The following is an 8031-nucleotide window of genomic DNA, read 5'->3' as shown; positions in this document are numbered from 1 at the left end:
GCTGAAAGCATCTAAGCATGAAGCCCCCCTCAAGATGAGATTTCCCCAATAGATGCCTCAGAGACTATGAGGTTGATAGGTTTGGCGTGTAAGTGTGGCAACACATTCAGCGGACAAATACTAATCCATCGATGACTTATTCAAATGTAACATCAGAAATTAAAAGAGTGCGTTCACTCTTCTCGATACTTCTATCCGGTTTTGAATGTATATACATTCACTAATAGTCTGGCGGCGATGGCGGAGAGGCCACACCTGTTCCCATGTCGAACACAGCAGTTAAGCTCTCCAGCGCCGATGGTAGTTGGACTGACGTCCCGCAAGAGTAGGACGCTGCCAGGCTAATATTTTTATATATGATTATTCCACAGTAGCTCAGTGGTAGAGCTATCGGCTGTTAACCGATCGGTCGTAGGTTCGAGTCCTACCTGTGGAGCCATTTTTTTGTTCTGGCCCGTTGGTCAAGCGGTTAAGACACCGCCCTTTCACGGCGGTAACACGGGTTCGAGTCCCGTACGGGTCACCATTTTAATTATATAGTTCAATATGGAGAATTAGCTCAGCTGGGAGAGCATCTGCCTTACAAGCAGAGGGTCGGCGGTTCGAGCCCGTCATTCTCCATTTTTTGTCTGGAAGGGTAGCGAAGTGGCTAAACGCGGCGGACTGTAAATCCGCTCCTTCGGGTTCGGCAGTTCGAATCTGCCCCCTTCCACCATAGATTTTGGGCTGTAGCCAAGCGGTAAGGCAACGGGTTTTGGTCTCGTGACGCGAAGGTTCGAATCCTTCCAGCCCAGTTTAATTTAATATTTAGAGCCATTAGCTCAGTTGGTAGAGCATCTGACTTTTAATCAGAGGGTCGCAGGTTCGAATCCTGCATGGCTCATCGTAGAACACTTACAAACGTAGGTGTTCTTTTTTTATGCATAAATTTATGAATTATTTATATTTATAAACACTTGTATAAAAGCGCTTTCTTTAGTATATTGTAACTAGACAAAGGAGTATTTTAGTGGGGGGATGTCAGTGGTTAAAATAGATATTATAGGCGCACCTACGGCATTTGGACAGCCAAAGTTAGGGGTATCTTTGGGCCCGGATGCGGTGCGTTTTTGCGGTTTAGAAAAACATTTATCTAACCTTGGCCACGATGTGGCTGATAAAGGAAATGTATATGGAAATTACCATGCTGAATACGGTAATCACAACGTGAGAAACGGCGAAGGATTAATGAATTTTGAACAGGTTAAAGATTTCAGTGAACAGCTTGCAGCTACTGTGGAAGAGTCACTCGATAATAATCGCTTTCCATTTATCGTTGGCGGTGACCACAGTCTGTCAATTGGTTCTATCAGCGGTGTGACTAAGAAATGTAAAAATCTCGGTGTACTGTGGATCGATGCTCATGGGGACATTAATAACAGCGAGACGTCACCGAGCGGCAATATACACGGTATGCCTTTAGGTGTTCTGTTGGGCGAAGGCAGTGAGTCACTTGTTAATATACACCATGAAGGGGCTAAACTGAGTCATGAAAATATCGTGCTGGTCGGTGTCAGAGATCTTGACACCGGTGAGAAAGCTTATATTAAAAAGCACGGAATTAAATGCTATACGATGAGCGACGTCAGGAGACTCGGGCTCGATGTTGTAATAACCAAGTCGCTGAAACACTTGCAGGAATGCGACGGTATACACTTATCGCTCGATGTGGACAGTCTGGATCCTCTTGAAATTCAAGGGACAGGAACTAAAGTTAACGGGGGTATTTTCTTATCGGAAATGCTGCTGGGCTTAAATATACTGAGCAGAACAGAGCTGCTTATCTCTGCAGATCTGGTGGAAGTTAATCCACTTCTTGATAACGGTAATGAAACAGCAGAAAAAGCTGTAACTATTGCAGAGTACATATTCGGTCAGAGCCAAATATAAAAAAAGAAGCCGTCAGGCTTCTCTCATATTTTTCATCACGTAAACAGCATACTCATTAGCAGTAGCTGTTTCTTTTTTCGCTTTTTTTCGCTTCTGAAGACGGCTTAATTCATCAGTTAGTTTCCTCTGTTCTGTATCATTCATCAGGATTTCATATGCTTCAAGTGATTCAGCATCATTCTCTTTATTAAAATTAAAAATATTGATGGACGGCACAATTTTTTCTGCCGCCGGGCGGTAAAACTTCTGGATAATACTGTTTTTCTCCATAGTATAGGCTACAGTAATGATATTATGGGACAGCAGCTGGTTTAAATGGTAATGTACTTTCGCTCTCGGCATTTCGAGTTCATCAGCAAGCATTTGTCCTGTTTTAGCTTCTTCTGCTATCATGGACAAAAGCTGCAGTCTAAAAGGGTCGCTGATTGATTTTAGCTGGTCCAGTTCAGTAATGATGAGCAATTTTTCCATCAGTGTCCTCCATATACATTTTCTTCAATTATCATGTAAAATGTAAGTACAGTCAATTAAACAGTATTTAAATAAATGAGAATATTTGTTACACAATTGTGAATTTGGTATTATTAAAATGTTAAGTACTTAGGGGGATGAGTATGATAGGTCAAAGAATTAAAGAGATACGTAATAATAATAATTTAACCCAGGAAGAACTGGCTGACGGGATCATCTCCCGAACTTATTTAAGTTTGATAGAAAAAGGGACTGTCCAGCCATCTACCAATGTTTTAGTGAAACTGAGCAAACGTTTAAATTGTACGGTAAATGATTTTATGGCAGAGGTTTCGCATTTTAAATATAACAATTTTGAAATTCTGCGGGAGATCGGACACTACGAATTAAAAGTCGACAATGAAGATTACGAGATTGTAAAACATTTTATCGATAAAGAATATGAGCAGATTGAAGATGTGCCTTTGCCTGACAGCGGCAGAATACATTTAATTTATGCACGCTATTTTAATTTCAAAGGGGATTTAAAGCGTACGAGAATGCATACTGATAAAGCACTGCAGAAACTGTCGACGATTGCTGTTAATCAGCATTACGTCAATGCTGTGCTCTTAAAATCAGAACTGCTAATTGAAGATGGTGCGGTTGATGAAGCAATAGATATACTGGAGGAAACGGTGTATCTGTTAACTAAGTTTGATGAATTGAATATTTCCGATATTAAATTACGATTTGCGCTTGTAAAATGTTATATTATATTTAAACAGTATTATACTGCGCACAGGCTGGTAGAAGATATTAACCAGATTTCTTCCAGATTAAGTATTACTTATAAAAAAGAAGACCTGAAGAAATTTGAAATGCTGCTTCTGGTTAAACTTGAAAGGTACGAGGCTGCCCTCCTGCTTGCAGGTGACAGCAGTGAAACAGATATCAGTATTATGAAGGCTTACAGTCTGTGGCAGCTGGACAAAGTCAAAGAAGCTGATCAATTATTAAAAGCGACACCAGCGCCTAACAAGGAAATTTCCAGCATACCGCAAATAGGTAATCTGTATAAAGAACTTACCGGGAGATTAGGTGGCTTATAACATAATAGAAAGGAAAATCATTATGGAAACAGCCAACTTTTTTGATAATATCTCTACATCTTTTGTAATAACGAGCATCATTGACATCCTGATTATATGGTACGTTTTTTATTTAATACTGACGGTCATTAAAGGGACGAAAGCTGTACAGTTAATCAAAGGGATATTCTTCATAATTATTGGACGGGCATTAAGTAATTTTTTAGATTTAACAACGACAACACAATTGTTCGATATGGTCCTGCAATGGGGTTTCCTCGCCGTTATCGTTATATTCCAGCCGGAATTAAGACGGGCGCTTGAACAGCTCGGGCGCGGCAGTTTGTTCAGGTCGAGCGGCGGCAATGATGTATCGCAGCATGAAAAGATGCGGCAGGATATGGTAACTGCAGTCCGCTATATGGCAAAGCGCCGTATCGGTGCATTGATTGTTCTGGAAAAAGAAACCGGACTGAAGGATTATATTGAGACGGGTGTGCCGTTAAATGCGGAAATTACGTCGCAGCTCTTAATCAATATTTTTATTCCGAATACGCCGCTGCATGACGGGGCGATGATAATCCAGGGCGATAAAATTGCGACAGCCGGCAGTTACTTGCCGCTGTCTGAAAGCAATAAGATCGCAAAAGACTTAGGTACACGTCACAGGGCTGCTGTCGGTATTTCAGAAGTAACCGATGCATTTACGATAATCGTATCGGAAGAAACAGGTAACGTCTCAGTTACATACGACAGTAAGATGTCTAAGGAAATTACTCTGGAGAAACTGGAAGAACTCCTCCAGAAACACTGGCTGGTTGCTTCCGGTGCTAAAGAAGGAGGCGGTTTGTTTGCTCGAAAGTAAATTAGGACTGAGCATCGTTGCATTGCTACTCGCACTGTTTATGTTTGTGAACGCAAATAATGTCTTTGAAGATATGAATCTGTTTACCGATGACAGCGCAACAGAAGACGAGACGCAATTTGTTGAAGGCGTTCCTGTTGTAGTACTGTATGATGAAGAATCATATTACGTATCGGGTGTACCGCAGGAAGTCACTGTGGAACTCGGCGGAACGAATTCGAATGTGAAGCGTCTTCAGGCGACGCGTAATTTTGAAGTGATTTTAGATCTTAGAAATCGTGAACCCGGGGAACATGAAGTGTTCTTCACGGTGAGCGGTCTGCCGGAAAATGTGGCAGGGACAGTTCAGCCGGAAACAGCTAATGTGACGATACAGAATCTTGTATCGCAAACTTTTGAAGTCCAGGCTGAAGTAAGTGAAGGAAGAATCGGCTCAAGCTATCAGCTCGGCTCGGTCAGTGTTGAACCGTCAACAGTAACTGTACGCGGCGGCGAAAGCACGATGAACCGTATACAATACGTCCGGGCGATGATGTCCGATACGTCGAGTATTACTGAAGAACGTGTTGAAGAAGCTGAAGTGAGTGCTTTCGATGCACAGTATAATAAACTTGATGTCAGTATTGAACCTTCTACAGTAAGAATTGAAATTAATGTTGATGAGCTTAGCAAGGAAGTGCCAGTCAATCTTGAAACGACAGGTGATGCTGCTGACGGCAGTACACTATCGGAAGTGGAATTAAATCATGATACAATTGAAATATATGGTGACAGTGAAACATTAAATTCGATATCATCTGTAAAAGCAGAAGTCGATATCGGGGGAATGTCATCATCGGGCACAAAAGATGTCCGGCTTGAGTTACCTGAAAATGTTACAAAAAGTGAACCTGCTGTACTTGAAGCGGATGTCACGATAGAAAAAGACGAATAATTGCTGCATAAAAAGGAGATTACTATGGGAAAGTATTTTGGTACAGATGGAGTTAGAGGTATTGCAAACGAAGGTTTAACACCGGAACTGGCTTTTAAATTAGGCCGTTTTGGCGGATACACACTGCTTGAAAAAGGCGAAGAACATCCACGCGTTCTAGTTGGAAGAGATACACGTATTTCAGGAGAAATGCTGGAGTCTGCGCTCGTTGCAGGACTATTATCAATCGGTGCTGAAGTGATGCGCCTCGGAGTTATTTCTACACCAGGTGTTGCTTATCTGACTAAAGACATGGAAGCAAATGCAGGTGTTATGATTTCTGCATCACACAACCCGGTTGAAGACAACGGGATTAAATTTTTCGGGCCGGACGGTTTTAAACTGACTGATGAACAGGAAGCTGAAATTGAAGCACTGCTCGACAGCAATGAAGATAATCTGCCACGACCGACAGGTGTTTCTGTAGGTACAATTTCAGACTACTTTGAAGGCGGTCAGAAATACTTAAGCTACTTAAAATCAACAATTGATACTGACTTTGAAGGACTGAAAATCGGCCTTGACGGCGCTCATGGTTCGACGTATCACTTAGGACCTTATTTATTTGGTGACCTTGAAGCAGATACAGCTACAGTCGGCAGCAATCCCGACGGCACGAACATAAATGCAGGTGTGGGTTCAACGCATCCTGAAAAACTTCAGGAGCTCGTTAAAGAAGAGAAATGTGACTTCGGTCTTGCATTTGACGGAGACGGGGACAGAATTATTGCAGTGGATGAAAAAGGTGAGATCGTCGATGGCGATAAGATCATGTTTATCATTGCGCATGCACTAAAAGAAAAAGGTGAACTGAAAGACGACACAGTCGTTTCCACAGTAATGAGTAACCTTGGGTTCTATAAAGCAATTGAAGCACACGGTATGAAATCTGATAAAACACAGGTCGGCGACAGATATGTTGTAGCTGAAATGCGTAAAGGCGGCTATTCATTAGGCGGAGAACAATCAGGCCATATCGTAATGATGGATTACAATACGACGGGCGACGGTCTGTTAACAGGTATTCATTTAGCGGCAATCGTTAAAGAATCAGGCAAAAAGATGAGTGAACTTGCAGCAATGGTTGAAACGTTCCCTCAGGAGCTCGTAAACGTACGTGTGAGCGATAAGCACAATGTTACGAATAATGAAGCGGTCAAAGCAATTATGACTGATGTAGAACAGCGCATGGCTGGTAATGGACGTATACTCGTCCGTGCTTCAGGAACAGAACCGCTTGTACGCGTTATGGTAGAAGCTGAAACTGAAGAACTGGCAGCGAACTACAGTGCGGAAATTGCGAAAGTAGTAGAAGCTGAAATGGGTCTGGATAAATAAAGAAGAAATTTAAAAAGCGAAGCCGCATTTATGGCTTCGCTTTTTTATGTATGAGACTAATATGCTGGATTAGCCAGCAGCTCTCCCATATTAAAATCGTTTATAAACGTAAATATGTATACACCTAATACCTGAAATCCAAAATATAGCGAAACGAGACACAGCAGGCCGAAAATAATATTCTCTGTAAAACTGCCTGTCCGTGTTGTAATCGGAAATTTGACTTTAAAGCTTATCGGAAAAAACAGCTGTATGCCGCTTTTAGTTGCCATATCCAATATGTAATGACTGATCATGCCCGTAATTAAACCGAGTTTTATCGCATCATTTGGAAAAAAGTAATCGACAAGAAAAGCAATCAGCACGATAAACAGCAGGCTGTGTGTAAATGAGCGGTGACCGAAAACGAAATTAACTAATTTCGAAAGTACCGGAAATGTCTTCCCAATCTTGCTGCCGCCGTGGCATATATCGGGAATTAAAGACCCGGCAATACCGGCGCCAATTAATAGAACAGGATCGGCGTATGTAAAATGAGCGACTGCCAGACTGGATGCGACACCACCAATGATATGAGTTTTACCTTTCATGATGCGACCTCCTCTGACCTGTATATTATAACACTTTTTAGACATAAATATAACTTTTTATGAACAATTATAAGCAGATGTTAAGTATCAAGTTTTTGAGCATTTCAATATAATAAACGTAAAAATGTTATTATTAAATTATATGAATGCGAACAAAAGGAGAATCATTATGGACGGAACAAAAAGAGCAGATATAAAAGTAGGCAGTACAGTGAAAGTCGTACAGAAAAACCATCAGAGAACAGGTGAACTGACTGAAGGCGTTGTGGCAAGAATATTAACGAACTCAGCTAACCATCATCACGGCATTAAAGTTAAGCTCGAAGACGGCATCGTCGGCAGAGTAAAAGAAATAATAGAATAATAATTGTGGCAGGGGTGATAAGTTATCGTTTCTGCTTTTTTATTTCTTGATAAGCCTGGGAGGAATGCAGGGCTACAGTGTCCGATAACTGGATTTGTCGGACAATGTGAATTCGACATAGTCACTCAAACGCAAATTCAGAAGAATTATAATTAATTAACTATAACATTTACCATTAAAAGGTAAAAAAGTTCTTGTAATCAAGAAAAAAATAAATTACACTTTTATTCTGACGAAAAAGGAGGGAAATTTGTAAACTTAATCGGAATAGCGCCTGAGCAGTAGATATGTACTGTTGACGAGGAGGACAGCGATCGAACTTTCGGCGGATGCTGTCCCGGATACTGAAGTATTCGTAAGTGTATCTGTGAAAATTACCGGGTGACCGGTCTGACAAAGCAGATGCCCCACAAAACTTAAACGAACGTAGA

The 8031-nt window shown here is 41.3% G+C and carries 8 protein-coding genes, 6 tRNA genes and 2 rRNA genes; 14 read left to right on the top strand and 2 right to left on the bottom strand.

Annotation, left to right across the window (positions count from 1 at the left end; translation table 11 throughout):
- From H625_RS0104430 to rocF, 9 genes are all read left to right on the top strand, one after another.
- A 23S ribosomal RNA gene (locus tag H625_RS0104430) occupies nucleotides 1-144 on the top strand; the annotation flags it as partial.
- Nucleotides 145-227: 83 nt separating this feature from the next.
- A 5S ribosomal RNA gene (gene rrf, locus H625_RS0104425) occupies nucleotides 228-342 on the top strand.
- Nucleotides 343-364: 22 nt separating this feature from the next.
- Nucleotides 365-439, top strand: a tRNA-Asn gene (locus H625_RS0104420).
- Between the two features lie 12 nt (nucleotides 440-451).
- Nucleotides 452-526: transfer RNA gene (locus H625_RS0104415), tRNA-Glu, on the top strand.
- A 22-nt stretch (nucleotides 527-548) separates the two neighbouring features.
- Nucleotides 549-621: transfer RNA gene (locus H625_RS0104410), tRNA-Val, on the top strand.
- A 10-nt stretch (nucleotides 622-631) separates the two neighbouring features.
- Nucleotides 632-715, top strand: a tRNA-Tyr gene (locus tag H625_RS0104405).
- Between the two features lie 7 nt (nucleotides 716-722).
- Nucleotides 723-794: transfer RNA gene (locus H625_RS0104400), tRNA-Gln, on the top strand.
- 16 nt (nucleotides 795-810) lie between these two features.
- Nucleotides 811-883, top strand: a tRNA-Lys gene (locus H625_RS0104395).
- A 140-nt stretch (nucleotides 884-1023) separates the two neighbouring features.
- Nucleotides 1024-1929, top strand: coding sequence for an arginase (rocF, locus tag H625_RS0104390; RefSeq protein WP_425402149.1), 906 nt, complete (start codon nucleotides 1024-1026; stop codon nucleotides 1927-1929).
- A 12-nt stretch (nucleotides 1930-1941) separates the two neighbouring features.
- Here the strand turns inward: rocF and H625_RS0104385 are convergent, their stop codons facing one another.
- Nucleotides 1942-2400 carry an ArsR/SmtB family transcription factor gene (locus H625_RS0104385; RefSeq protein WP_026858842.1) on the bottom strand — a complete coding sequence of 153 codons (459 nt, stop codon included), beginning with the start codon at nucleotides 2398-2400 and terminating at the stop codon, nucleotides 1942-1944.
- A 143-nt stretch (nucleotides 2401-2543) separates the two neighbouring features.
- Here H625_RS0104385 and H625_RS12535 point away from each other — a divergent pair, with 143 nt between their 5' ends.
- Genes H625_RS12535 through glmM form a run of 4 tightly spaced genes read left to right on the top strand, consistent with a single transcriptional unit; the run spans nucleotide 2544 to nucleotide 6646 of the window.
- The gene (locus H625_RS12535) at nucleotides 2544-3491 is read left to right on the top strand and encodes a helix-turn-helix domain-containing protein (protein WP_051238965.1); all 948 of its coding nucleotides are present in this window, start codon (nucleotides 2544-2546) and stop codon (nucleotides 3489-3491) included.
- Between the two features lie 22 nt (nucleotides 3492-3513).
- Nucleotides 3514-4335, top strand: coding sequence for a diadenylate cyclase CdaA (gene cdaA, locus H625_RS0104375; protein WP_026858841.1), 822 nt, complete (start codon nucleotides 3514-3516; stop codon nucleotides 4333-4335).
- A complete protein-coding gene (locus H625_RS0104370; RefSeq protein WP_026858840.1) occupies nucleotides 4322-5269 on the top strand; it encodes a CdaR family protein in 948 nt (315 codons plus the stop codon). The genes cdaA and H625_RS0104370 overlap by 14 nt, the downstream gene beginning before the upstream one ends.
- A 24-nt stretch (nucleotides 5270-5293) precedes the next feature.
- On the top strand, nucleotides 5294-6646 hold the full coding sequence (gene glmM, locus H625_RS0104365; RefSeq protein ID WP_026858839.1) for a phosphoglucosamine mutase: 1353 nt from the start codon (nucleotides 5294-5296) through the stop codon (nucleotides 6644-6646).
- A 56-nt stretch (nucleotides 6647-6702) separates the two neighbouring features.
- Here glmM and H625_RS12530 read toward each other — a convergent pair whose 3' ends face one another.
- A complete protein-coding gene (locus tag H625_RS12530) occupies nucleotides 6703-7236 on the bottom strand; it encodes a metal-dependent hydrolase (protein ID WP_051238964.1) in 534 nt (177 codons plus the stop codon).
- Between the two features lie 169 nt (nucleotides 7237-7405).
- Between H625_RS12530 and H625_RS0104355 the strand changes: the two genes are divergently transcribed.
- Nucleotides 7406-7600: a YwbE family protein gene (locus H625_RS0104355; protein WP_026858838.1), complete on the top strand. Its 195-nt coding sequence runs from the start codon at nucleotides 7406-7408 to the stop codon at nucleotides 7598-7600.
- Nucleotides 7601-8031: the final 431 nt, after the last annotated feature.

The organism is Jeotgalicoccus psychrophilus DSM 19085, from assembly GCF_000425845.1.
In the GTDB taxonomy this organism is placed as follows: Bacteria; Bacillota; Bacilli; order Staphylococcales; family Salinicoccaceae; genus Jeotgalicoccus; species Jeotgalicoccus psychrophilus.
The sequence above is the reverse complement of the archived record's forward strand: the minus strand, read 5'-3'. Positions and strand labels throughout refer to the sequence as shown.